At 43.7% G+C, this 26053-nt stretch carries 27 protein-coding genes; 12 read left to right on the top strand and 15 right to left on the bottom strand.

The genetic code is table 11. The features are described from left to right. Window positions 1–371: UPF0758 domain-containing protein (locus QZZ55_RS14480; RefSeq protein WP_366512328.1), on the bottom strand; the 371-nt coding region annotated here is incomplete at its 3' end. Window positions 372–487: 116 nt separating this feature from the next. Here QZZ55_RS14480 and coaBC point away from each other — a divergent pair. Genes coaBC through slmA form a run of 5 tightly spaced genes read left to right on the top strand, consistent with a single transcriptional unit; the run spans window position 488 to window position 5091 of the window. Beyond that, window positions 488–1693, top strand: coding sequence for a bifunctional phosphopantothenoylcysteine decarboxylase/phosphopantothenate--cysteine ligase CoaBC (gene coaBC / locus QZZ55_RS14475; RefSeq protein WP_293268065.1), 1206 nt, complete (start codon window positions 488–490; stop codon window positions 1691–1693). Next, complete coding sequence (gene dut / locus QZZ55_RS14470) at window positions 1690–2145, top strand: dUTP diphosphatase (RefSeq protein ID WP_293268063.1); 456 nt, start codon at window positions 1690–1692, stop codon at window positions 2143–2145. The genes coaBC and dut overlap by 4 nt, the downstream gene beginning before the upstream one ends. A 19-nt stretch (window positions 2146–2164) precedes the next feature. Next, window positions 2165–3553 (top strand): phosphomannomutase/phosphoglucomutase, encoded by a 1389-nt coding sequence (locus QZZ55_RS14465; protein ID WP_293268061.1) that lies wholly within the window; start codon window positions 2165–2167, stop codon window positions 3551–3553. 25 nt (window positions 3554–3578) lie between these two features. Then, on the top strand, window positions 3579–4481 hold the full coding sequence (gene argB, locus QZZ55_RS14460) for an acetylglutamate kinase (protein WP_293268060.1): 903 nt from the start codon (window positions 3579–3581) through the stop codon (window positions 4479–4481). A 10-nt stretch (window positions 4482–4491) separates the two neighbouring features. Next, on the top strand, window positions 4492–5091 hold the full coding sequence (slmA, locus tag QZZ55_RS14455; protein WP_293268059.1) for a nucleoid occlusion factor SlmA: 600 nt from the start codon (window positions 4492–4494) through the stop codon (window positions 5089–5091). 79 nt (window positions 5092–5170) lie between these two features. Here the strand turns inward: slmA and QZZ55_RS14450 are convergent, their stop codons facing one another. Genes QZZ55_RS14450 through gpmI form a run of 4 tightly spaced genes read right to left on the bottom strand, consistent with a single transcriptional unit; the run spans window position 5171 to window position 10021 of the window. Further along, window positions 5171–5974, bottom strand: coding sequence for a divergent polysaccharide deacetylase family protein (locus QZZ55_RS14450; protein ID WP_293268058.1), 804 nt, complete (start codon window positions 5972–5974; stop codon window positions 5171–5173). Next, window positions 5974–7296: a S41 family peptidase gene (locus QZZ55_RS14445; RefSeq protein ID WP_293268057.1), complete on the bottom strand. Its 1323-nt coding sequence runs from the start codon at window positions 7294–7296 to the stop codon at window positions 5974–5976. The genes QZZ55_RS14450 and QZZ55_RS14445 overlap by 1 nt, the downstream gene beginning before the upstream one ends. Window positions 7297–7305: 9 nt before the next feature. Then, a complete protein-coding gene (locus tag QZZ55_RS14440; RefSeq protein ID WP_293268056.1) occupies window positions 7306–8415 on the bottom strand; it encodes a peptidoglycan DD-metalloendopeptidase family protein in 1110 nt (369 codons plus the stop codon). Between the two features lie 58 nt (window positions 8416–8473). Next, window positions 8474–10021 (bottom strand): 2,3-bisphosphoglycerate-independent phosphoglycerate mutase, encoded by a 1548-nt coding sequence (gene gpmI, locus QZZ55_RS14435; protein WP_293268054.1) that lies wholly within the window; start codon window positions 10019–10021, stop codon window positions 8474–8476. 179 nt (window positions 10022–10200) lie between these two features. Between gpmI and QZZ55_RS14430 the strand changes: the two genes are divergently transcribed. From QZZ55_RS14430 to secB, 3 genes are read left to right on the top strand one after another with little or no spacing between them, the layout of a single operon-like run. Continuing rightward, complete coding sequence (locus tag QZZ55_RS14430; protein WP_293268052.1) at window positions 10201–10620, top strand: rhodanese-like domain-containing protein; 420 nt, start codon at window positions 10201–10203, stop codon at window positions 10618–10620. Window positions 10621–10625: 5 nt separating this feature from the next. Next, window positions 10626–10880 (top strand): glutaredoxin 3, encoded by a 255-nt coding sequence (gene grxC, locus QZZ55_RS14425; RefSeq protein ID WP_293268051.1) that lies wholly within the window; start codon window positions 10626–10628, stop codon window positions 10878–10880. A 10-nt stretch (window positions 10881–10890) separates the two neighbouring features. Beyond that, window positions 10891–11364: a protein-export chaperone SecB gene (gene secB / locus QZZ55_RS14420; protein WP_293268049.1), complete on the top strand. Its 474-nt coding sequence runs from the start codon at window positions 10891–10893 to the stop codon at window positions 11362–11364. 45 nt (window positions 11365–11409) lie between these two features. Here secB and QZZ55_RS14415 read toward each other — a convergent pair whose 3' ends face one another. The 7 genes from QZZ55_RS14415 to glnA all read right to left on the bottom strand — a co-directional run bounded on the left by QZZ55_RS14415 (window position 11410) and on the right by glnA (window position 18417). Further along, window positions 11410–12189: a M14 family zinc carboxypeptidase gene (locus tag QZZ55_RS14415; protein WP_293268048.1), complete on the bottom strand. Its 780-nt coding sequence runs from the start codon at window positions 12187–12189 to the stop codon at window positions 11410–11412. A gap of 218 nt (window positions 12190–12407) precedes the next feature. Beyond that, window positions 12408–12959, bottom strand: coding sequence for a FlgO family outer membrane protein (locus QZZ55_RS14410; RefSeq protein WP_293268047.1), 552 nt, complete (start codon window positions 12957–12959; stop codon window positions 12408–12410). Window positions 12960–12969: 10 nt separating this feature from the next. Beyond that, on the bottom strand, window positions 12970–13635 hold the full coding sequence (locus QZZ55_RS14405) for a hypothetical protein (RefSeq protein WP_293268046.1): 666 nt from the start codon (window positions 13633–13635) through the stop codon (window positions 12970–12972). 102 nt (window positions 13636–13737) lie between these two features. Beyond that, a complete protein-coding gene (gene trmL, locus QZZ55_RS14400) occupies window positions 13738–14205 on the bottom strand; it encodes a tRNA (uridine(34)/cytosine(34)/5-carboxymethylaminomethyluridine(34)-2'-O)-methyltransferase TrmL (protein ID WP_293268045.1) in 468 nt (155 codons plus the stop codon). Window positions 14206–14258: 53 nt separating this feature from the next. Further along, complete coding sequence (ntrC, locus tag QZZ55_RS14395; protein WP_293268043.1) at window positions 14259–15683, bottom strand: nitrogen regulation protein NR(I); 1425 nt, start codon at window positions 15681–15683, stop codon at window positions 14259–14261. Between the two features lie 4 nt (window positions 15684–15687). Continuing rightward, window positions 15688–16749, bottom strand: a complete 1062-nt coding sequence (gene glnL, locus QZZ55_RS14390) for a nitrogen regulation protein NR(II) (RefSeq protein WP_293268042.1) — start codon at window positions 16747–16749, stop codon at window positions 15688–15690. A gap of 261 nt (window positions 16750–17010) precedes the next feature. Further along, window positions 17011–18417 carry a glutamate--ammonia ligase gene (gene glnA / locus QZZ55_RS14385; RefSeq protein ID WP_028470616.1) on the bottom strand — a complete coding sequence of 469 codons (1407 nt, stop codon included), beginning with the start codon at window positions 18415–18417 and terminating at the stop codon, window positions 17011–17013. A 373-nt stretch (window positions 18418–18790) separates the two neighbouring features. Here glnA and typA point away from each other — a divergent pair, with 373 nt between their 5' ends. The 3 genes from typA to dtd all read left to right on the top strand — a co-directional run bounded on the left by typA (window position 18791) and on the right by dtd (window position 22124). Continuing rightward, window positions 18791–20608 carry a translational GTPase TypA gene (gene typA / locus QZZ55_RS14380; protein WP_293268040.1) on the top strand — a complete coding sequence of 606 codons (1818 nt, stop codon included), beginning with the start codon at window positions 18791–18793 and terminating at the stop codon, window positions 20606–20608. Window positions 20609–20724: 116 nt separating this feature from the next. Continuing rightward, on the top strand, window positions 20725–21675 hold the full coding sequence (gene pip, locus QZZ55_RS14375) for a prolyl aminopeptidase (RefSeq protein WP_293268038.1): 951 nt from the start codon (window positions 20725–20727) through the stop codon (window positions 21673–21675). An 8-nt stretch (window positions 21676–21683) separates the two neighbouring features. Beyond that, window positions 21684–22124, top strand: coding sequence for a D-aminoacyl-tRNA deacylase (gene dtd / locus QZZ55_RS14370; protein WP_293268037.1), 441 nt, complete (start codon window positions 21684–21686; stop codon window positions 22122–22124). A 13-nt stretch (window positions 22125–22137) separates the two neighbouring features. Here dtd and QZZ55_RS14365 read toward each other — a convergent pair whose 3' ends face one another. From QZZ55_RS14365 to mobA, 3 genes are all read right to left on the bottom strand, one after another. After that, window positions 22138–22845, bottom strand: coding sequence for a DTW domain-containing protein (locus QZZ55_RS14365; protein ID WP_293268035.1), 708 nt, complete (start codon window positions 22843–22845; stop codon window positions 22138–22140). After that, complete coding sequence (locus QZZ55_RS14360) at window positions 22846–23352, bottom strand: hypothetical protein (protein WP_293268034.1); 507 nt, start codon at window positions 23350–23352, stop codon at window positions 22846–22848. It lies immediately after the preceding gene. Window positions 23353–23688: 336 nt separating this feature from the next. Then, entirely contained in the window at window positions 23689–24783 is a 1095-nt protein-coding gene (gene mobA, locus QZZ55_RS20025; RefSeq protein ID WP_366512327.1) for a molybdenum cofactor guanylyltransferase MobA, read from the bottom strand. 213 nt (window positions 24784–24996) lie between these two features. Between mobA and QZZ55_RS14345 the strand changes: the two genes are divergently transcribed. Next, window positions 24997–25845 (top strand): HDOD domain-containing protein, encoded by an 849-nt coding sequence (locus QZZ55_RS14345; RefSeq protein WP_293268033.1) that lies wholly within the window; start codon window positions 24997–24999, stop codon window positions 25843–25845. The last annotated feature ends 208 nt before the right edge of the window (window positions 25846–26053 follow it).

Here is a 26053-nt window from a genome sequence, read left to right as displayed (position 1 = left end):
ACCTCTTGTTGATGATGCCTCATTTGCGCTATTAAATAATGCCTAACAGCCTGTGGGCTTTCCATTAGCTCACCTCTTTGCAATGCAGCCATCAAATGTCGACGACTCATCTCTAAGACTGCTTGTAATTGAGCATACTTGGCAGGGCCTAGCCCTGGCGCTTCACAAAACTCTTCTTGTGAGCTTTCTAAGAGCGGGCGCAAGCCTTCAAAGCGATGTAATAGATCCCGCGCTAGATCTACTGCGCTAGTTCCTTTAATACCCGTTCGAAGAAAAATCGCCAATAACTCCGCATCCGATAAAGTCGATGCACCCTGCGCCAAAAGCTTTTCCCTGGGCCGCTCTAACTCAGGCCAATCTGTTATCGCCATGTACACATTCCTTGTGTCTGTTGCGTATTATCTAATAGAAGGTCTACGCAAAGAATTCCTGAAGTGGTATCTTACACCTCTTTAGCACAGCTGCGTAATTTCGGGTTGCACAAGGTATGTATAGACTTACTAACAAACAAATAATATTAGGTATCACCGGTGGAATCGCTGCCTATAAAAGCGCCGAACTTACGCGCTTATTAAAAGCAGCGGGTGCAGATGTTCGAGTGGTAATGACTCCGGCAGCGACCTCTTTTATCACACCGTTAACGCTGCAAGCACTATCAGGACACCCCGTTCATCTAGAACTATTAGACCCTGAAGCTGAAGCAGGCATGGGCCATATTGAATTAGCAAAGTGGGCCGACTTAATCGTTATAGCGCCCACAAGTGCAGATTTTATGGCACGCTTAGCCCACGGTATGGGTAACGACCTACTCAGCACGTTATGCCTCGCTACTGCGGCCCCTATTTGCTTAGCACCTGCAATGAATCAAGCAATGTGGCGCTCTAGTGCAACACAGCAAAACGTAGATACATTGAAACAACAAAACGTTCAGCTATGGGGTCCTGGTGTTGGTGAACAAGCCTGCGGTGATACCGGGCCAGGTCGTATGATCGAACCCACTGATATTTTAGAAAGAATCTCAGAGCAATTTAATAGTGGTACTTTAGCTGGGCTCAACATTTATATTACAGCGGGCCCCACTCGTGAACCGATGGATCCCGTTCGTTACATATCGAATCACAGCTCTGGCAAAATGGGCTACGCATTGGCTGAGGCGGCCATCGATGCTGGCGCTAACGTCAAACTCATCAGTGGGCCTGTTAATTTGCCCGTACCTGCCCACGTAAAGCGTATATCCATCACGACCGCTGAAGATATGTTAGAAGCCTCACTAGAAGGCATTAGCGACTGCGACATCTTTATTGCATGCGCTGCAGTAGCTGATTATCGCCCTACTTCTATCGCTGAACATAAGATCAAAAAGGGCAACGAAGAGATTATGGAGCTCCATCTGATCAAAAATCCTGACATCGTTGCGACTATTGCAGAAAGAGCGAACAAACCTTTCACTATCGGTTTTGCGGCAGAAACACGCGATGTATTGTCTTACGCTCAAGGAAAGCTAGAGCGTAAAAATTTAGATGTAATCGTTGCCAACGATGTTTCACAAGCTGGTATAGGATTCAACAGCGATGAAAATGCCGTCACCCTAGTCACTCGTGATACACACATCGATATTCCTCAAACCAGCAAGCGTCAGCTGGCTGCACAGTTAATTGAACATATTTCTCAACTTTATAAGACATCAAAATGAAAAAAATACAGGTTAAAATTCTTGATGAGCGAATTGGGCAAACGTTCCCTCTACCAAACTATGCGACACCAGGCTCAGCAGGCTTAGACTTGCGTGCTTGCCTTGACGAAGCTCTTACATTAGCACCAGGTGAAACTGAACTAATCCCCACAGGCATGGCGATCCATATTGAAGACCCATCGTTATGCGCCATGATATTACCCCGTTCTGGGTTAGGCCATAAACACGGTATAGTATTGGGGAATTTAGTTGGGCTAATCGATTCCGATTACCAAGGGCAACTCTTTGTATCTTGCTGGAACCGTGGAAACACAAGCTTTACGATGGAGCCAGGCGAGCGAATTGCTCAGCTAGTTTTAGTCCCTGTTGTACAAGCCGATTTTGAAGTCGTTGACGATTTTACTGATACAGAACGTGGTGCAGGCGGGTTCGGGTCGTCTGGTCGCTCTTAATTCTTACAAGGATGAACGTATGACTTATACATTGGAACACCTCGATCAGGAAATCTTTCGCGCTTATGATATTCGCGGCATTGTAGATGAAGCACTCACCGACCCTGTCGTTTATCATCTAGGTCGCGCATTTGCAGCACAAGCACAGCAACAGCAGATTAAAACCGTCGTCGTTGGTGCTGACGGACGTTTATCTTGTCCGCGTTTAAAAGACATATTAATTGAAGGTTTACTCGAAGGCGGTGTCGATGTTACTGACGCTGGCTATATTCCCACGCCTTTACTGTATTTTGCAGCGCACCATACCGACAGCCAGACTGGTATTATGATCACCGGAAGCCACAACCCAAGCAATTACAACGGTTTCAAAATGATGCTTGGTGGCAATACGCTCGCGGGGGATGAAATCCAAGCTCTCAAACACCGCATATTGCAAAAAGAATATACACAAGGCAAAGGTCAATTAAACACGATAGATATTCGCCCTCAGTATCGCAAACGTGTTACTGAAGATATTAGCCTCAAACGTAAATTAAAAGTGGTTATCGACTGCGGAAACGGTATTCCTGGTGAAATGGCTCCTGTCCTGATAGAACAGCTCGGTTGCGACGTTATACCCTTGTATTGTGAAGTCGATGGTAATTTCCCTAACCACCACCCAGACCCAAGTAAACCAGCTAATCTCATTGACTGCATAGCTGCCGTAAAAGAACATAAGGCGGACCTTGGCCTTGCTTTTGATGGTGATGGTGACCGTGTTGGCGTCGTTACATCTAGCGGCGCAATGATTTACCCTGATAGAGTTATGATGTTATTTGCAGAGGATATTTTACAACGCAATCCAGGCTCAGAAATCATTTACGATGTGAAATGCTCCCGCCTGCTGAGCGAAGTTATTCGTAAAGCGGGTGGCCAAGCAACAATGTGGAAAACAGGCCACTCGCTAATCAAGCGCAAAATGAAATCTACTGGTGCTCTTTTGGCTGGCGAAATGAGCGGCCATATTTTCTTTAAAGAACGCTGGTTCGGATTTGATGATGGCCTATACAGTGCAGCACGTTTACTTGAAATCCTCTCAACCCGCACCGAAACACTGGATGAAATTTTTAGCCATTATCCAGAAGATATCAGCACTCCTGAACTCAATATCGATGTCCGAGATGATAATAAATTCGATATCGTCGAAAAGCTGCAAGCGCTAGATTATCCTGAGGGCGATGCTAGTCGCATCGATGGAATTCGCGTTGATTACTCTGATGGCTGGGGGTTAGTAAGGGCCTCTAATACGACGCCTGTCTTAGTGTTGCGCTTTGAAGCTGCCAGTGAAGCTGCTCTTAATCGGATCAGGAATCAGTTCCAAGAAAGATTATTTGCCGTCGACTCTAGCCTTATCATCCCCAACGAATAAGCATTACCCAGGAGCAGTGAAACCAATGCCTTTAAACCGTCAACAAGCCATGCAAACCGCTGAAGTACTCAGCGAAGCCGTTCCTTATATTCAACGCTTTGTGGGTAAAACTATTGTCATAAAATATGGCGGCAACGCTATGACCGATGAAAAACTAAAGAATAGCTTTGCTCGCGACATCGTTATGATGAAACTTATCGGTTTAAACCCGATTGTTGTTCACGGAGGCGGCCCACAGATTGGCGACCTGCTTGAAAAGCTCAATATTGAATCTCATTTCATTAACGGCATGCGTGTTACTGACTCTAAAACCATGGATGTCGTCGAGATGGTACTAGGCGGCATGGTTAACAAGGAGATTGTTGGATTAATCAACAATAATGGCGGTAAAGCTATTGGATTAACAGGAAAAGACGGACACTTACTCGGCGCCAGAAAACTCAGAGTCAAACACAAAACACCTGAAATGGAAGCGCCTGAAATCATTGATATTGGCCACGTAGGAGAAGTAGAGCATATCAATACGGCTGTTTTTGACATGCTTGCAGACTCCGATTTCATCCCGGTCATTGCTCCTATCGGTGTTGGTTCAGATGGATCTTCTTACAACATCAATGCCGATTTAGTCGCAGGCAAGGTCGCTGAAGTCCTCAAAGCTGAAAAACTAATCCTGTTAACGAATATTGCCGGCTTGCTAGATAAAGACGGCAGCGTTTTAACTGGCTTATCGACACAACAAGTCGACGCACTCATTGAAGATGGCACAATCTATGGCGGCATGCTTCCTAAAATTGATTGTGCATTAGGTGCTGTGAAAAGCGGAGTAACCAGTGCTCACATCATTGATGGCCGCGTTGAACACTCCTGCTTACTAGAAATATTTACCGATGAAGGTGTAGGCACACTCATTTCAAACAGCACCCTGTAGCAGGTTTTATATGAGCGAAAATATAAAAGTTTCTCGAAGCGAGCAAATCTTACAAGCGCTCGCCAGAATGCTGGAGTCCAATCACGGCCAACGCATTACTACGGCGGCTTTAGCCAAGGAGGTCGGCGTTTCAGAAGCAGCGCTTTATCGTCACTTCCCTAGTAAGGCACGTATGTTCGAAGGGTTAATTGGCTTTATTGAAGAAACAATTTTTTCTAGAGCAAATCTGATTACATCTTCAGAGAGCCCTGCTATTCGTCAGTGTGAGCAAATACTGACCTTGGTGCTCGCCTTTATTGAGCGAAATCCGGGAATGGCTCGCATCCTGACGGGTGATGCTCTTGCCGGCGAAACAGACAGACTTCGACATCGTGTGAATCAATTTTTTGAGCGACTGGAAACCCAACTAAAACAGATTATGCGCGAGGCTGAATTTAAAGAAGGACTCCGTACAGAAACGACAGCAGGCATTACATCGAATCTATTGATAGCAGTGCTAGAAGGTCGAATTCGCCAATTTGTACGTAGCGAATTCCAGCGTAAGCCCACCGAAAACTGGAATGATCAATGGCAGAGACTCTCTATTGGACTTTTTCGTTCAGCGGAGTAATCAATCGTTTGCGTCCAAAGTAAGTACACACTGCTTATTTTGGTTGCACCATCTAACATAGAATACCTCTAAACCACTCTCATTCAGCCTTTTGTCTTTTCTTATTCATTTGAGCTAACAACGCTGCTTGATGGTTTTGCATTATTAAAGCAGGTGCAGAAACCAGCTGCACCCCAGCTTCATCCAGTGCTGGAATGGCTTTTTCTAAAAAGGTGGTGGTAATAGGGTAAGGGTGACCGATCACAACTGCTGAACCATACTTTCGCGCAATCTTTACTGCACGAATAAACTGCTGACTCAAAAATGCCTCTGTTTGCTCATGATCAAGAAAAATATCTCTACTTATCGCCGGCACTCCTTCTTTACGCGCAGTGCTCCACGCCACGCTTCCTCGCGTCGTACGACTATCAAGAAAAAAAACACCGCGAGATTTTGCAACCTCCATCACCCACTTCATCGGAACTCGCTGGCGTGTCAACAAACTGCCCATATGGTTATTCAAACCAACTGCATGAGGGACGGCGTCTAAATTGCCATTCAGAATTTGCTTGAAGCGAGCTTCGGTTAAATCGGGCGTTAACCCACCAGGACCCAATTTCAAATTCTGAGTATTCGCCATCGGCGCGTGCAACATGACATCTTTGCCTAGCCGATGAGCCTCATAAGCCAGTGTTTTGCCATGAGCAGAATAAGGTAGCACCGAATAGGTCACCGGCCCAGGAAGAGCCAGTGCAGCCTTACCCTGAGCTAAGTTATTGCCTACATCATCTATGACAATAACTATTCGAGGCTGCATTACCATACCTAAACTAGTTTCAGCCTGACAGCTAAGACTCAAACTCAGAAAAGCACTAAAAATAACTCCCCACCAGCGACCAATCATTACGACGCCGTCACCTTACCAATAATAGACAGCGCTTTAAGCAAGTTAAGTGCTTCATAAAGTTGGTAGTCTCTTTGAGACAAGCCCTTTTGTGCCTCTTCTAATTCGGTATCCTTCGGCTTATTCGCTTGCCCATTAAATAAGTGACCTGATAGGTCTTTTTCTTTAGGAAAGCCTCTACCTTCGACCTTTTTAAGCTCAGCTTCTTCAACAACAACATCTGGCTGTATGCCTTTCGCCTGAATTGTACGACCACTCGGCGTGAAATAACGCGCTGTTGTAAGCTTTAAAGCACGACGCTGCGTTAAAGGTAAAATAGTTTGCACAGAGCCTTTACCAAAACTACCTGTTCCCATAATAACTGCACGTTTATGGTCCTGAAGTGCTCCTGCCACAATCTCAGAAGCTGAAGCAGAACCACTGTTGATTAATACAACCATGGGTACTTTCGCCAATACAACATCTGCCGTCGCCATAAACTCAGTATCTGCACTCGCTAAACGTCCTTGTGTATAAACAATCATACCTTTATCTATAAACGCATCAACAACCTCAACTGCAGCCTGCAAAACTCCACCTGGGTTATTTCTAAGATCAAGTATGATTCCTTGCAGAGGGTTCTTTTCTTGAACCTTCCCCAGTGCTTTTTTTAGATCAGCACCCGTATTCCCCTGAAACTGGGTAATGCGTATGTACGCATACTGCTCACCAAGCATTCTATGCTTAACGCTGGTAACCTTTATCACATCACGTACCACTTCGATGTTAAGAGGCTTATCTTCCCCATCACGTAATACAGTTAAAACAATCTCTGTACCAGGCTTACCGCGCATCCGTTTAATTGCGTCATTTAAGCCCATGCTTTTAACAGACTCATCATCTATACGTGTGATAAGGTCTCCAGCTTTGATCCCGGCACTAACCGCAGGTGTATCATCGATTGGCGCTATTACTCGAATAAACCCATCTTCTAAGCTAATTTCAATACCAACGCCACCGAACTCTCCACTGGTATGCTCCCTTAATTCATCAAATGCTTCAGGCTCCAAATAAGAAGAATGCGGATCCAAGCCGGAAATCATTCCACGAATAGCATCTTCCAGCACCTTAGCGTCATCAACGGGCTCAACATATGAATTTTTTATACGATCAAAGACCTCACTGAAGCGTCTTAGCTCCTCTAAGGGTAGTTGCTTGCGCACCTCTGACTCAGGAGGTGGTACGCTTTGAGATAGCACCGAAGTACTTATCACTAAACTAAAGAATACGCTGATTAGCTTTAACGATAGTTTCACTACTGCCACCTTCTTAATAAAAAACATTTATCATCCTTAATGACGGACAAACCAACGTTTAGGATTGATTGCTTTACCTTTATGTCGGATCGCAAAATATAAGCCAGGTTCACTATTTCCACCACTGCTGCCTAATGTTGCAATAGCTTCCCCTTGAGAAACCCAGTCCCCTGTTTCTTTAAGTAGACTATCATTCTGCCCATATAGACTCATATAACCACCGCCGTGATCTACAATTGTCAGCAGCCCATAACCTCTTAACCAATCAGAAAACACGATCCGGCCATGATGCACAGCGGCAACAGCCCCTCCCGTGGTACCTGAAAGTAACACACCATCGTAACTAAGGTTATTCTGCACATTACCATACGCACGAAGCACTTTTCCCTTAACGGGCCATTTCAACTTACCCTTAAGACTGAAAAATGTTTTGTTATTTTGTGTCAAGTTTGCAGATGATATGGACTTATCGATATCTGACAATAGCTTTTCTAATTGTTTTTTATCTAATCGAAGCCTTTTAAGCTTACTCTGAGAGTTACTCACCCGCCGTTTGATAGATTTTAACGAGACTTTACGTTGTTCGCGCAACGTTTGAAGCCCTGCCAACATACTTTTTAGGCTATCACGATTATCCCGAATAGACTGCTGAGTACTATCAATAGAAAAATGCGTCGATTTAAGCTGATGCAGCAACACTTGGTACTGTTTCACCTCCCGAATTTGGGCTGTACTGAAGCGATCATAATAGTGCATCATTTGAGATATTTGCTCAGGATCCCGCTGATTCAGTAACATAAAAAGCCTAGGCTGCCCACCTAAACGGTATTGCTGACGAATAATTTGCACTAAACGCTCACGGTTCGCCTCAAGGTGAGATTCTAAACGTACTTTTTCCGCCTTATAACCTGACAAGTCTACTTTTAAAGTACCCAACTGTTTATCAAGCGTATATATTTTTTTCCCTACTACACTAATCTCTTCTTCAGTAGTAGCGAGCCCTTCCTCGGCCACACCTTGTTGCTTTCGATCTTTTTTAAGCCGCTGCTGAGCCTTCTTTATACTTTTCTTGAGAGACGTCAGTTGTGACTGCGTAGCATGCTTATCTGCTGCCGCCACAACATTACTGCTAAGAAAGCCTTGCATAAGAATCAAACAAAGAAGCAGGCATAAAAAAGGCCGCATAGACGGCCTTAGTAATTCACTAGGTCTTGGCAAGGCTGTGACCCGTCATTTCAGCTGGCTGTGACAATTCCATTAATCCAAGAATCGTCGGTGCTAAATCACATAAAGCGCCGTCTTCTAATGATAGTGTTTGCTTTTTGGGGCCATCATATATCAATGCAACCGGGAAGTTAGTATGAGCGGTGTGCGGCTGTCCTGAAGTAGGGTCTAGCATCATCTCAACATTACCATGATCAGCAGTAATTAAGGTCTCTCCTCCCACTTCTGCCATTGCTGCCAATACGCGCGTCAGACAAGTATCAACAACTTCAACGGCTTGTACCGCTGCATCAAATACACCAGTATGCCCCACCATGTCACCGTTCGGATAATTACATACAATTAGATCATATTTACCACTCTTGATTGCAGCCACTAGCTTATCAGTTAATTCTGGTGCGCTCATTTCAGGCTGCAAGTCATAGGTTGCTACTTGAGGAGACGAAACCAAAATGCGCTCTTCTCCTGGATAAACAGCTTCCTGGCCGCCATTAAAGAAGAAAGTAACGTGCGCATACTTTTCCGTTTCCGAGATTCGTAATTGCGTCTTCCCTTGAGCAGAAATATATTCACCCAAATCATTAACAATTGTTGCGGGCAAATAAGCACAGGATGCAGGAATGTTCGCGGCGTACTCGGTCATCATGACATAATCAACTAATACAGGGGTGCATGCTCGAGCAAAACCTACAAAGCCTTCGCCTTCTACAAACGCACGAGTTATCTCTCTCGACCTATCAGGGCGAAAATTAGCGCAGATAACTGCATCACCATCATTAATAGAACCTAAAGCAATGCCCTCTTTTCGAATAACGGTCGCCTGTACAAACTCATCATTCTCTTCACGTCCATAAGCCATTTCTAACGCTTCCACAGCCGAGTTAGCCACGTTTAATGCATCTCCCAATGTCATTGCATCAAATGCCTGTTGCACACGATCCCAACGATTATCCCTATCCATTGCATAATAACGGCCAACAATTGTGGCAACGCCACCAACGCCTAGCTCAGAAAATAATGCCTGGGCTTTCTCCAATGATGGTTTAGCCGAACGAGGGGGCGTATCTCTACCATCCAAAACAGCATGCAAATAGACTTCCTGCGCCCCCCTCTGCACAGCCATTTTAATGAGTGCAAAAATATGCTCTTCATGACTATGGACACCGCCCGGTGATAGTAACCCTAAAATATGCACTGCTTTTTTCTGCTCTATCGCTTTATCCATCGCATTTATAAGCACGGGATTCTCAAAAAAATCACCGTCGTTTATTGCTTTAGATATCCGAGTAAAGTTTTGATACACCGTACGGCCAGCACCGATATTCATATGACCCACTTCAGAGTTACCCATCTGCCCATCAGGTAAGCCAACGGCTAAACCTGAAGTAGCTATACGAGAATGCGGGTTGTTAGCCAGCAATCGGTCCCACGTGGGAGTATTTGCCACATCAATTGCAGAAGATGGAGTTGACTCGATGCCAAATCCATCTAGGATAATTAGTGCTTTGGGGATACGCATATTACTCATATGAATTCAGGCCAATATCATCTATAGAAGGACACGTATTTTACTTTGATTCACACCAATTGGCTAACAACGCCTTGCAATTCATCCTGCCCTCTTATATGAGGCGCTTTGTCAATGTATAATCGGTCGCTCAAAATGAGGTGCCGGCTTCGCGGCGTTATGACGGTTTAGGAAACATAATGGAACAATTGATTGAATTCGCTACTAACAACTTTATGCTGATAGCGGCTTGGCTATTAACACTTTTGATGATTATGTGGTCTGAAGGCCAAAAAGCCGGTAAGTCTGTTTCACCAGCCGTAGCGACTCAGCTGATGAACAAACAAGATGCTGTGCTAATTGACATTCGTACAAAGAAAGAATGGGACACTGGCCATATCACAGGTTCAAAGCATATACCGCTTGCCGACTTTAGCCGCCGCCTACAGGAAGTTGAAAAGTTCAAAACTCGGCCTGTTATTGTTGTCTGCAACATGGGGCAAACAGCAGGTGCTGCCAGCAAGCAGCTTAAAACTGCCGGCTTTGATAACGTATTACGTCTACAAGGCGGCATTACAGAATGGAAAGGCCAGAACCTACCTATCGTTAAAAAGGCCTGAACCATATGATTACAGTTTATAGTTCTGACTGGTGCCCTTTCTGCACAAATGCAAAACGGTTACTCGACCATAAAGGTGTGAAATACACTGAAATCAAAGTCGACAACCAACCCCGTATACGGGCACAAATGATTGAACTAAGTGGCCGCACTAGCGTTCCACAAATTTTCATTGACGAAAAACACATTGGCGGCTGCGATGACCTTTACGCGTTAGAAAGAGAAGGGCAGCTTGATACTCTAATTTCACAACAGGATTAAGGATTAAAAAATGTCAGAGAATGATCAGGCTGCAGAGCAGCCAACAGGACCACAGTTTGCTATTCAGCGTGTATATGTAAAAGATGCATCTTTAGAAACACCGAATAGCCCGCAAATTTTTACTAAGAAGTGGCAGCCAGAAATCAATTTGGAAATGAACACAAAAACCACACCTCTTAGCCAGGAACACTTTGAAGTAGTTCTAACACTAACAGTGACGGTCAAAAATGAAGAAGATACGGCATTTTTAGTAGAAGTTCAGCAAGGCGGAATTTTTCAAGTCTCAGGTATGAACGAACAAGAAGTCGGTCACACTTTAGGCGCATTTTGTCCTAATTTACTTTTCCCATATGCTCGTGAAACAGTTGATACACTGGTAACGAAAGCAAGCTTCCCGCCTTTGATGCTAGCACCTGTTAATTTTGATGCTCTTTATGCTCAGCAAATGCAACAACAAGCAGCAGCACCGGCAGAACAACACTGAATGAGCACTGCAAGCTCAACAAAGTTGAGCTTGCAGTTATCGTCTTTAATCAGACAGTACTATCTCTTTCCTTATCGTAGACTTTTCCCCTACCCACCCTACTAAATCAGTCCACATTCTTCCTATATCTCGACGTGAAGGCATAATACCCGCATGAGGTAGCTCTATCGTCATAACCGGAATTCGTTTTACAAACCAAGCATAATTACCTAACGAACCTGGGTAAGTGCCTAATTGCCTTAAATGTAACGGCCCCAATTTTTTAGGTGGCTTTAAACTGCTACCATCAAAATCAAGAATCCCATGAGGCGCATGTACTGACACCACAATATCTGGACGGTATTCTTCTATTAATTGATGTATCACCTGAGATTCAGGCTCACTCAAAGGCGCTTTGCCTGGATAATAGCGAGACCTTTCTCGGGCTTTCTTTTTCCAATGAACTAGGGGGTCAGGGAAGCCTGATGCAGGAATAAAGTTGCGGTTCAAATCTACTTTATTACGATTAACTCTTGAAGAGCGTGATTGCAGTAGCCCATCAGGGTTAGCTAACGGAAGAAAATGCCAATCATAAGCACCACTATGGTGTTTATTCAATGTCTTTAGCCACTTAAATGTCACGCTAACACTGGAATACTCATCGCCATGGATACCTCCAATAAAAAGTACCTTGGGAGCATGACTTTTGGTGGCTGGAAAATGCTTCTCTAATATGGGCAACCCTCCCACTGAATAAAACCTAGGCTCATCAAATGCTAATGCATTGCATTCTTTTACGGATACACTAGAAAGCTTTCGGCCAATTTTCCCACACAATAACTGCACACCTGTTCTCTTACTATCATGAGAAACGTGCTGCGTAAGTGTTGTAGAAAACACAGCGGTGGGAAATATACACAGAAAACTGAATAACGCGATAAAACGGCACATGATCAAAGGGAGAGTTCACCAAAAAAATTAATTAATATACACAGTTTAACTCAGCCAGCTACTGGCGTAAAAAAACCGGCTCAAGTAGCCGGCTTATTAGTTATAGCTAATACTTAACGGCCACTAGTCAACATTTTCCGTATATCTCGATTTAACGGAAGACGGAAGTCATTTGAAGACAACACACGACTATCCATAACGCTCACTAAACGAGCATTAACATACACATAATCTCCACCAATGGCATATGTTCCCACTAGTACTGCTTGTGCGTCATGCTGTGTACCAACATTTTGCAGCTCACGGGATAACATGTACTCACCTACTCTAGGCTGCATAGACAAGCTGTTTCTCAAACGTACTTCTACTACGTTGTAACCCCTTCCGACCATGTTACCCGCAATGGTATCGCCTAATAAACGACCAAAAGTAGAGGACTGCTGCAAGTCATCGATATTTACAAAACTAGTCGCCAGAACGATACGACTCTTATTAAGGCCTTTACTAGACTGTCTAAGCAACCCAGCACTAGCCTTATCAACAGCTTCAGCTAAATTAACTTTTTCATCCACAACCCGAGCAGCCTTATCAGACGCACAACCTGTTAACAGCAATATGCTAAAAACCGCCGTTGCTGCTACTTTAACCCATGACAAACGCTTCATTGATTTCTCCTCACTGACCAGTTACATGGATAGTCCGGGTGGTAGGAACGGCCTTTTTTGGCACCGTGTAGTGATCCTTATCGCCTGGATTGATGTAATAGATGTTCGTTGAAGAGTGCAATAACTTACCCTGCTGGGAAACTCTCGTGGTAATTGCGATTTCATGTGAAGATTCTGACACGGCATTACCGACTAACAAATCTGCGGCAAGTGCCATAGGTAGAAGAGCTAAAGCTGGTTCAGCCCACTGGTTATAAGGAAGTGCAGCAACAGCAACTCCCACCGTCAGTGCCGATATAGCACCTTCTGGCGGACGAATTAAACCACGATCTTTATGCTCAATAAGGTTTACATCATAACTCACTTCAGCAGCAGCATTTGAGGAGACCATGACAGATGCGCCATCATTAACAAGCTCACTTATAAGCATCTGATGGAAGGTTTGATCAAACGAAGAACCGTCACCACCGTTCACATAGACCGACTGTCCCTTGAGCTGGTGCATAATACCTTTAGCTTCATAATCAGCCAGCACCTGCCAGTGATGGGCGGCCTGCATTTTATGCTGCTCAGTAACGGGGTACGTTTTTGCAATAGGAGCTTGAGAAGTGTGTGCATAAAAACAACCAGGTAACGTTAGCGTTATGGCACTTAGAAGTAGTACTTTCCTTATCATGCTTAGATCCTTAAATATAAAGTCGACAATTTGCACGTATATTATTGCATTTCCCTTTTCAGGTACATAATTGGCACTACGTGCTTAGCGATGAAATGAAGTTTATTTACTTGATCCAGCATAATTTAGCTGATGCCACGCCTCGTAAACGACAATTGCACATGCATTTGAAAGATTTAAACTTCTACTTCCATCACACATCGGCAACTTAACACACTGCCCTATAGGCAAACTGTCTCTTATCTGGGCCGGAAGACCTCTAGTCTCAGGACCAAACAAAAGAACATCACCCTCAGAAAATCTCACATCACTATGAAAGCTTTGTCCTTTCGTTGTTAGCGCCCACACTTTAGGGGAATTCAGTTCGTCCAAGCACTCTTGCAGAGACTCATGGACACGCATCGCAGCAAACTCATGATAGTCTAATCCAGCTCGACGTAGTTTTTTATCATCAAGTTCAAAACCTAATGGCTTGATCAAATGCAAATGGAACCCTGTATTTGCACACAGGCGAATGATATTACCAGTATTTGGCGGTATTTCAGGCTCAAAAAGAACAACGTGCAACATAACGCTTCTCGTTAGAAGATATCAATCGCCATTATACCGCCACACAATCAAAATCACTCCCCTTCAGCACTATCCACGATCAATTTGAGGTCTTTTATTTTCCGCGTTAATGTATTTCGCCCCCAACCAAGTAGCTCAGCTGCATCTCGCCTTCTACCAGCAGTATGCTTTAATGCCGTTTCAATCATTATTTTTTCAAATGCGGGCATCGCTGTATCAATAACCCCTCGCCTTCCTTCACTCAGCTGCTGATCAACCCAATTGCGTAAAGCATGCTCCCAGTTAGAATTAGTTACATCAACAACTCCTTGCTGATCAACTAGTTCAGGAGGCATATCCGATACCAACACTTCTCGTCCAGAAGCCATGACTGTCAACCATCGACAGGTATTTTCCAATTGCCTAACATTCCCCGGCCATGCTAAATCACACATAAATGCTTCTGCCTCAGGTTTTAAAATTTTCACCTCGACATCCAGCTCTTCTGCCGAGCGCATAAGGAAATGCCTAGCCAGACGCGGTATATCTTCCCTGCGTTCAAACAGCTGCGGAATATGAATACGAATAACATTAAGACGGTGAAATAGGTCTTCACGAAAACGCCCTTCTTGAACCAACCCTTCAAGGTCCTGATGGGTAGCTGCAATAATACGGACATCAACTTTTACAGAGGTATGCCCTCCTACTTTATAAAACTCTCCATCAGCAAGAACTCTTAACAAGCGAGTTTGCGTTTCTGCGGGCATATCCCCAATTTCATCTAAAAATAGCGTTCCACCATCAGCCTGTTCAAATCGGCCATGACGGCCAGCTGCCGCCCCTGTAAAAGCGCCTTTTTCATGGCCAAAAAGTTCTGACTCTATTAAATCTTTTGGAATCGCGGCCATATTTAGCGCGATAAAGGGCGCTGATGATCGCGGGCTATGCTTATGTAAAGCATGTGCAACTAGCTCTTTACCCGTTCCTGACTTCCCGTTTATCAAAACCGTTATATTCGATTGAGATAAACGTCCAATAGCACGGAATACTTCCTGCATAGCAGGTGCTTCACCAATGATTTCTGCGGTATCCACGATAACAGGAACAGCACTTTCTTTACGTTGTTCAAAAGCATGCTCCACAGCTCTTGTCACTAGAGCAACCGCATCATCAACGTCAAAAGGCTTAGGTAAATATTCAAATGCCCCCCCTTGATAAGAAGCTACTGCACTATCTAAGTCAGAGTGCGCCGTCATAATAATAATCGGCATTTGAGGATGCGTTTTCTGTATACGTTCAAGCAGCTGCAGACCATCAATACCCGGCATACGAATATCACTAATAACAGCATCAGGCGTGCTTGTTTCAAGCTGCTTTAATACATCATCTGCTTTTTCAAATACTTGTGTATCAATACCCACTTGGCTCAATGCTTTTTCAAGCACCCATCGTATAGAGCGGTCATCATCAACTATCCAAACTTTACCGGGCATTTTCATTACCTTACTCCAAGGGGATATTGAGTGAAAAACGTGTACACCCAGGCTCACTGTTACATTCGATCAGCCCGTGGTGTTGATTTATGATGGATTGCGCTATTGATAGGCCTAACCCGGAACCACCCGCACGACCACTTATCATTGGATAGAAAACAGTATTCAGTATGTCCGCGGGTATACCCGGCCCGTTATCAATAATATCAAGGCAACACACTAACCGATGTCGCTCTGAGCCCAGAGTGACTTGACGCTTTGCTCGGGTTCTAAGAAAAATCTCAGGAGAATCTACAGCATTTTCCTGTAAGGCCTGCATTGCATTTCGCACCACATTTAATACCGCTTGAATAATTCGCTCAGAATCACCAGTAAACTCAGGAATACTTGGATCATAGTCTCTTTTCAGCGTTAACTGCCCTGCACACTCCGCATTAACTAATGCACAAACTCTCTCAAGTACTGCATGAATGTTAACCTGTTCTTGCTTAGGGAGTTGATGCGAACCTAACAGCCGGTCTACCAAGTTCCTTAAACGATCAACCTCCTCAATAATAATATGCGTATATTCATGTAACCCTTCATCCTCCAACTCCCTTTCAAGCAACTGCGCAGCACCTCTAATACCGCCTAAAGGGTTTTTGATCTCATGCGCCATCCCTCTCACTAAATTGCGGGTAGCTGCATGATGTGATAACAGCTCTTCCTCCCGTTCAATACGTAATAAACGATCTCTTGCTTGGATTTCAATGAGCAACATAGGACTATGCTGTAAAGGCAAAGGATTCACACTGTAATCAACAGTAAGTTCATTACCATTCATAGTTAACAGCTTGGCTTCACGACGGGTGTATGGATGGCCAGAATGAATAGCTTTTTTTAATACTTCCAACTCATCAGAGTCATTGGTTAACCACTGCTCAACCCCACATAGCCTCAACCGCTTAGCCGTTGCCTCTAGCAGCATCTCTGCGGCAGGGTTCATGTAATCAATACGTAGTTCTTCGTCCAGTAAAATCACACTAGTAGAGAGATTTTCTAAAGTTTGCTTATGTGTTTGTTTTCGAAACATCCGCACGACACCTAATATGTTGTTAAGTACACTGCAAAATAAGCGCCAACTTCTAAATAAATCTTTTAGTAACCTAAAAGCACTCCACGCGCTCCTTTTTCACATACAAATAAGGAGTTACGACCACCATCACGCTATGCCATCAACCACTACCGCACCATTATAGTGCAATGCACTTTTATCAGTGCACTCTATTTACACCTGTGTAAACAACACGCATAAAAAAACCTCCCGAAGGAGGCTTTTTTTAAACAAACTCTATTAGCAAGAGTAGTACAAGTCATACTCTACTGGGTGAGTCGTCTGGTTTACTTTATCAACCTCAGCCTGCTTCACTTCGATGTATGCATCAAGCATATCATCAGTAAATACATTACCGCGCGTTAAGAACTCACGGTCAGCATCTAGCTCAGCCAATGCTTCAGCTAAAGAACCACATACCTGTGGAATCTCTGCTGCTTCTTCTGGAGGAAGGTCGTACAGATCTTTATCTGCCGCATCGCCAGGGTGAATTTTGTTCTGAATACCGTCAAGACCAGCCATCATAAGTGCTGCAAAACACAAGTATGGGTTAGCAATAGGATCAGGGAAGCGTGTTTCAATACGACGTGCTTTAGCAGTCGTTACGTAAGGAATACGGATAGAAGCTGAACGGTTACGAGCAGAGTAAGCCAGCATTACAGGCGCTTCAAAATGAGGGACTAAGCGCTTATAAGAGTTTGTACCTGGGTTAGTCAATGCACAAAGTGCTTTCGCATGCTTAATGATGCCACCGATGTAGAACAAAGCTGTTTCACTCATACCAGCATAAGCATCACCAGCAAAGATGTTCACGCCGTCTTTAGACAGAGACTGATGAACATGCATACCCGAACCGTTATCACCAACAATTGGCTTAGGCATGAAAGTCGCAGTTTTACCATACGCATGAGCAACATTATGTACGCAGTATTTTAAAATCTGTACTTCATCAGCTTTATTGATCAATGTATTTGCGCCGACACCAATTTCACACTGACCAGCAGTTGCTACTTCATGGTGATGAACTTCAACATCCAAGCCCATAGCTGTCATCGCGTTACACATGTTTGCACGCAAATCATGCAAAGAATCAACAGGAGGAACAGGGAAATAACCACCTTTAACACGTGGACGGTGACCAGTATTACCGCCTTCATATTTGTTGTTTGTAGACCAAGCAGCTTCTTCAGAAGTGATTTTATAGCCACAACCACTCATTTCATTGTGGAAATGCACTTCATCAAATACGAAGAACTCTGGCTCAGGGCCAAACATTGCTGTATCAGCAATACCTGTAGACTTTAGATACTCTTCAGCACGGCGAGCAACAGAACGAGGATCACGCTCATAACCCTGACCCGTTACAGGCTCAACGATATCACAGCGAACAATAACAGTAGACTCTTCAGAAAACGGATCCAAGACAGATGCACTATCATCTGGCTGAAGAATCATGTCAGATTCATTAATACCCTTCCAACCCTCGATAGAAGAACCGTCAAACATTTTCCCTTCTTCAAAGAAGTCATCACCCATCTGGTGAACAGGAATAGTAACGTGCTGCTCTTTACCTTTAGTGTCAGTGAATCGCATATCAACCCACTTAACATCATTTTCTTCGATTAACTTCAGAGTCTTCTCTGACATTTGGCTCTCTCCACATCAAAATTTTATCAGACACGTTAAAAAAAACGATCCTAAAAAACATATCGGCCTAAGCCGGCTTAACATTCCAATAGCAACTACTGTGCCAATACATATGTGCTTGATTTTAGTACATCAGCCATATTCAAAGCCAAAAAAACGCACCAAAACAAACCACCAATTCTAACAAGCGCACCATAATAGCGCATGAAAATAGCATGACGTATTCCACTTTATGCCGCCATCAACATCATACTCCAAGCTAAAACAAAGTTCTTGTGGAAAAAAGACGTACAAACATAACTATTAATCAGGATCAACGTTGCTATTGCGTGTATAATGCCGCCTTTATGAAAATCTCTACAGGTACTTCCACGTGATCGAGAAGCTGAGAAATATCGCCATCATTGCGCACGTTGACCATGGCAAAACTACACTGGTTGACAAACTATTATCGCAATCTGGCACCCTGGGCCGCCGAGATGAGGGCACCGAGCGCATTATGGACTCCAATGACCAGGAGAAAGAGCGCGGTATTACCATTCTGGCAAAAAATACAGCCATTGAGTGGAACGGTTACCATATCAACATCGTAGACACACCGGGCCATGCGGATTTTGGTGGTGAAGTTGAGCGCGTACTATCAATGGTTGATTGCGTATGCCTGCTAGTCGATGCTGTTGATGGCCCTATGCCACAAACACGCTTTGTTACACAAAAAGCATTCGATCAGGGCTTGCGTCCAATCGTTGTTGTTAACAAGGTTGACCGTCCTGGCGCTGATCCTGACCGTGCCGTTGATAAAGTCTTTGATTTGTTTGATTCTTTAGGCGCTACTGATGAGCAACTTGATTTCCCTATCATCTACGCATCAGCGCTAAACGGTATTGCAGGCCTTGAGCATGATAACCTTGCTGAAGATATGACGCCATTATTCGAAGCGATCATTGAGCATGTTCAACCACCTGAAGTGGACATTGACGGTCCATTCCAGATGCAGATATCTGCTTTAGATTACAACAGCTATGTTGGTGTTATCGGTGTTGGCCGCATTAAGCGCGGTTCAATTAAGCTAAACCAACAAGTGAAGATCATTGGCGACGACGGCAAAGTACGTAGTGGCCGTGTACAAAAAATCATGGGCTATCTTGGCCTTGAGCGTATAGATGTAGATACAGCCCGTGCAGGTGACATCATCTGCGTTACCGGCATAGATGTGTTGAACATTTCTGATACGCTGTGTGATCCTGAAAATGTAGAAGCACTACCACCACTATCAGTGGATGAACCTACGGTCTCCATGACATTCCAGGTAAACGACTCTCCTTTTGCTGGTAAAGACGGTAAGTTCGTTACGAGCCGTAACATCAAAGAGCGCCTGGATCGCGAACTAATCCACAACGTTGCTCTTCGCGTTGCAGAAGGCGATTCGCCAGAGAAGTTCCGCGTATCAGGCCGTGGCGAGCTTCACCTTTCAGTACTAATTGAAACCATGCGCCGCGAAGGCTTTGAGCTGGGTGTTTCTCGTCCTGAAGTAGTTCAGAGAGAAGTTGATGGCGTTACCCATGAACCTTTTGAAATCGTCATGATTGACGTTGAAGAAGATCATCAGGGAAGCATCATCGAAGAAGTAGGTAAACGTGGTGGCGACATGACCAACATGGAAGTGGATGGTACTGGCCGTATTCGCCTTACTTTCCTTATTCCATCACGCGGTCTTATCGGCTTCCGCAGCCAATTCCTGACAATGACATCAGGCACTGGCATCATGACTTCTATCTTTGACCATTATGGCCCAGTTAAAACAGGTGAAGTTGCTTCCCGTACCAATGGTGTATTGATCACGATGGTAACGGGTAAAGCACTTGGTTATTCATTATGGAACCTGCAGGCACGCGGACGTCTTTGTATCGCGCCTAACGTTGAAGTATATGAAGGTATGATTCTCGGTATCCACAGCCGCACAAATGACTTAGCAGTTAACCCAATTAAAGGTAAGCAGCTAACCAACGTACGTGCTTCAGGTACTGATGAAAATATTCAGCTAACGCCACCGATTCGCTTCACTCTAGAACAAGCGCTAGATTTCATCGAAGATGATGAGCTAGTTGAAGTGACACCGAACCATATTCGGTTACGTAAAAAATTCCTTACAGAAAACGAACGTAAGCGCTTTGCCCGTACTGGCAAATAAACAAGAAATAATAAAAGGCGACTCTTTAGTCGCCTTTTTTACGCCTATAGATTCCCTTTCCTCATCTCCGCACTCTATACTTTGAGCATACTTCCCGTATCAGTTAAGGATTCACCATGCGGATGCTTTACCCAGAAATATACCCATATAAAGAGCACTTAATTAACGTTGATTCTCAGCACACTCTATACGCAGAAGAGAGCGGCAATGCTGAAGGAATTCCCGTGCTATTTATTCACGGAGGCCCAGGCGGCGGTACTAGCGGCGCTCAACGACGCTTTTTCAATCCAGAGAAGTATCGAATAATATTGTTTGACCAACGCGGTTGCGGAAAATCAACACCTCACGCCAGCTTAGACAACAACACAACACCTGACCTTATTAATGACATTGAAAAAATACGCCAGTTGTTAAATATCGACGAATGGCTTCTTTTTGGTGGTTCTTGGGGCTCTACACTGAGCCTTCTTTATGCTCAGGCCTACCCTGAAAGGGTCTCTGGGATGATCTTACGCGGAACTTTCCTGGCCAGGGAGCAAGATCTACATTGGTTTTACCAACAAGGCGCCAGCGCTATATTTCCTGACTACTGGCAAGATTTCATTTGTTTAATTCCCAAAAAAGAACAAGCCAACTTACTATCAGCCTATTATCAGCGCCTGACATCAAAAAATGAAATTGAAAGAATGGCTGCAGCAAAAGCCTGGGCAGTATGGGAAGGCCGTTGCTCAACATTAGACCCAAATCCAAATATTGTTGAGCACTTTTCTGATCCGCACACCGCACTTTCGATAGCCCGTATTGAAGCACATTACTTTATTAACCAAGCATTTATTGAAAGTAATCAAATTATCGATAATGCTGGAAGAATCGACCACATACGAACCATTTTGGTGCATGGGCGTTACGATATGATCTGCCCTATAGAGCAAGCGCACACATTGCACCAAGCTTTACCGAATGCCGAGCTCCATATTGTTAGGGATGCAGGCCATTCATCATTTGAAGCGGGCACTATTGACAACTTAGTACGTGCAACCGATGATTTTGCGCGATCGAGCGCTTAAGGGACATTATGAAAGGTTTAATTCAACGTGTTAGCGAAGCTTCTGTAGAAGTTGATGGTTGTGTTATTGGCGAAATAGGCCCAGGAATTCTTCTCTTATTGGGCATAGAAAAAAACGACACTGAAGAGACTGCCGATAAACTTTTAAAAAAAATTTGTGCATATCGCATTTTTTCTGATGCAGAAGGAAAAATGAATTTAAACCTTCAACAGGTTAATGGAGGCCTACTTATTGTTTCTCAATTCACATTGGTAGCAGATACAAGAAAAGGACTTCGTCCGGGCTTTTCAGGCGGCGCATCCCCCGAGCAAGGCAAAGCACTCTATAAATACTTTACTAACCAAGCCCAAGCTACAGACACTCATACACAAACAGGTGAGTTTGGCGCTGATATGAAAGTAAGGCTTCTAAATGACGGGCCTGTCACTTTCTTGCTAGAAGCAAACTAATTGCAAAAGTAACCTACGTTATATTATTAACACTATTCTGTAGCTGAGCTAGGCGATGCCTAGCCACTGCAGAAGCACCACTCATATCAACCGCACGGCGCGTTGCATAATATTCTGCATTAAAAAGATCAAAATATGCATCAAGCACGTCAGCACTATGATCATCACTAACTTCGCGCAACATTTGTGCAGCAACCTCTGCGGTACAGAGATGATGCTTTTCTACAGACTGCCTCAGTTGATAACGAGATATAGCCGCTGCACTAGGCTGCATTACTGGTAAATCATCTAGGTAACGACTTAGCCTAAACATACGACGCGCCTGCCTCCAAGTACCATCTAAAATAATAAACGCTGGAATCTTTTCTGATAGGTTTTCACTAACGATCATTCGTTGTTGGTAACTCTTTCCAGAAGGGAAAACGATGCAGGGTTGGTATTGCTCGTCAGATAGCGCATCAATAAATGCTAGATCGGGATCTGTTCGTGACCATTTAAAGACTCGCGCACCATCAATTACATCTACAATTAACCGCCCCGTATTCGTTGGCTTATATATTTCATCATTATGCGTCAGCAACCAAAAAACTGCTTTTCCTTTAACCTTAGGCTTCTCCGAGCATAGACAACTCAGCAAAGGGAGAAAACAACTCTCACAACGCCCAATATTAGAGCCCCTAGCCAGAAAGGGTTTACGCGGGGCATCTATATCAAAAGCCAACTACTGCAACCTCATCGGAGCTTGCTCATCCACATCAAAAAGGGACTCAGATACCCCCCAGTCTAATTGTAAACAACCTTTGTGCATCCAATGCAAAATCTGATGCATCTCCTGATGAGTTAGCACACTAAAACCAAACACCTCATCTTGGCCGCCCACATAAAAACTCAGACGATACTTGCCTTTTTGGAAGCTAATATCCAACCTTCGCAAAAGGGAAGCCTTAAAGTCTTTATGCTCAAGATTAGACTCTTGTCTCACTGATTGGCTTTGCTTTGCTTTATCGTGTTCAAATTGTGCCATTGCACTTTGATGCTCTACAGGAGTTTTACTAATTTTCTCAGTCGTTTGCTGTATTAGTTTCGGTGATGCATCAAGCAACCTCAACACTAAGCGCCGTGTCAGCCAAAAGTCAGTTCTTTCTTGACCATTGTCTAAGTTACCAATTAAACGAATGCGGTCTTCAACAACATCGAAATAAAAAGATAAAGAGGCAAGATTGATCATCTAGTTTCCAATTAAACTATTGTGGAATCAATATGATATCTAATCATCCACCTGTTGTATTCATAAAGCGAACTATTTGAACCTCTCCATCAGTAGTAACAGGTGCTCCTCATGCTTATACATAATTGCTTCACGAATTGCTGTGTTTAAACATTCTATATCACCTAGGCGCTTTCTAATAATCGACTTGAGATCAAGCAAATTTCACACCAAGAAAGAGCAACAACTGCCCCTTCATCGTAACACGACCATATACACCACAAACATCATTGCTATGGGGAATAAAATCGATACATTCGGGAAATATAACCCACAACGATACGTAGCAAATAAATACTAGTGCTTATTGCTGTTTAAGTAGCCCATGACAAATGCAAGCATGCTATCGACATCAGCTAAATGCATAATCTTAAGCTCGGATGTAACTGTGTTCGGCTCATCCGATGCAATAGCAATGATGTTGCTATCTTCAGAAAAAAGAAGCGGCCGGCCTAAGGAAGGGCGGTGCAATTCAATTTTAGGAATAGATTCTCGCTTAAAACCTTCAACTAAAACCAAGTCTAAATTGGCTAAATCCAATTTACTAACCAACTCAGCTAAAATAGGCTCCTTAGGCTCAGGCTTATCGACCATAAGCGCCCAGCGATTAGCAGAAGCGATGAGCATCTGGTTAGCCCCGGATTTTCGTAACTCATAACTATCCTTACCGGGGTGATCTACATCAAACTGATGGTGTGCATGCTTAATCACCGCTAGTCTGACACCATTATTACGTAAAGCAGGAATGAGCTTTTTTAACAAAGTGGTTTTACCAGTACCGCTCCAAGCAGAAAAACCAAGAAGCTTGGGCATTTCAATTAAAGCATCTAAATCATCACGGCGGTTCACATTAACAAACGCATCGATACAGTCTGAAAAATCAACATCTATACAAGAGTGTTGAGAAAACCAGCTTTCAATTTTGCGCTCCCCATTCAGTAGAGACTGGTTAAGATCCTTGAGGAGACTTCTATGGAGCAACGCCACTACTGGCTGAGATCTTTTACCATCATGCGCCACTGCAATAGAAAAGCCACCTTCCTGCACGGCACGAAGTAAGCGCGATACCGTATCTTCAGGCAACCTTGGACTATCACATGGCACAAAAGCGACCCAATCGGTCTTAGCATGAGTGAGCCCTGTTGCCATGCCCATTAGCGGACCTAAATATCCATCTTCTAAGTCGGGAAACACATCCAAATTCAATGACCTGTACGCCTCCAAGCTTCTATTCGCATTGATAATGCAGCGACCAACTTGAGGTAAAATAATATCCAAAGCATGCTGAATAAGCGGCTTCCCCTCAAATTCAATCCAGCCTTTATCAGTCCCACCCATTCGGCGAGCCATTCCGCCAGCAAGCACCACCCCGGTTACAGAGTCATTACGCATACATCAAACACCCCAACTACAAAAAGTAAAAACCTAGTACTAGTTTATTAAGTGTAACAGGGCTGCTTTCTTATTATTACTAAAGTCGTCACTCTGACGACACACAATAAAGCACTTGTTTGCTTAAAATAGATAACAAAATAAATGGCTCAAACCACACAGAATGCTAGGGAATTAGCTATGCTTAGTAAGTAGAAGACTATGAGGCACGATATGCAGAACAATTCGCTCTCCCTGTTAAAGGTTAGTATTCCCGCACGCCCTGAAATTCTTTTAAAGATGTCGACTATTATGGCAAAAACCAATCCGGATGTTGATCAGGTCGTCACAACATTAAAGCAAGACGCAGGGCTATATTCTCTTGTTCTTGCGACAGTAAATTCACCACAATTTCGCTTAACTAAAAAGATATCGTCAATTTCTCATGCCATAGTCTTACTTGGACTCCCGAAAGTATTTAGCTTAGTAAGGCTAGTACTTCTAAAAAACACACTTTCGAAGCATGATTCGATGGAGCGATTTTGGGATACCGCATCTGAAGTAGCTTTAATAACTCAAGAGCTAACATCTAGATTCACTGAACTTGATATTGATAACGCCTATTCCATAGGAATGTTACACGACTGCGGCATTCCTATAATTATGCAAGCAGACCCTAATTATAAAAACGTATTACGCCAAGCAAACGGCAAAGATTACAAGGTACTACTGAATATTGAAAAAGAAACTTATGGAATGGAACACTTCACACTAGGAGCAAAATTAGTTAACAGCTGGAAAATGCCAGAAAGCGTTCATAAGTCGATCATTTTACAAGCTAGCTTTCCAGATATACTACTTAAATATAAATCACGCGCTAACGATTCTTTAATGTACCTATCACTATTGTCGATAGCAAAAGATATTAGCAGTAATTACCGCCGCTTCTGGAGGCTAGATGACCATCAAAAGATCACACCAGATATTATGGCGTGCTTAGAATATATAGGCTTATGTGATTACGACTACCTAGACCTAAAAGAAGAGTTTATAGACACACTTGAACGCTCAACAAACTCTTAATAGCCCTGTAATTTCACCGACAAGCCCCTACCAATCAATCAAACAAAAGCACCAGATGCCGGCTGGACCGATAATACATACCAATCCGCTTTAAAGCACACCTGCCAAGCCTCCCCCCTTTACCGCTAAATTCCAGACATAAAAAAACCCTGATCACGAAGTGATCAGGGTTCTCTATTAAAAGCTTGGCGATGACCTACTCTCACAT

Source organism: Neptunomonas sp. (assembly GCF_016744175.1).
Classification (GTDB): Bacteria; Pseudomonadota; Gammaproteobacteria; order Pseudomonadales; family Balneatricaceae; genus Neptunomonas.
Note: the sequence above shows the minus strand (reverse complement) of the source record. Positions and strands in the feature narration are given on the sequence as shown.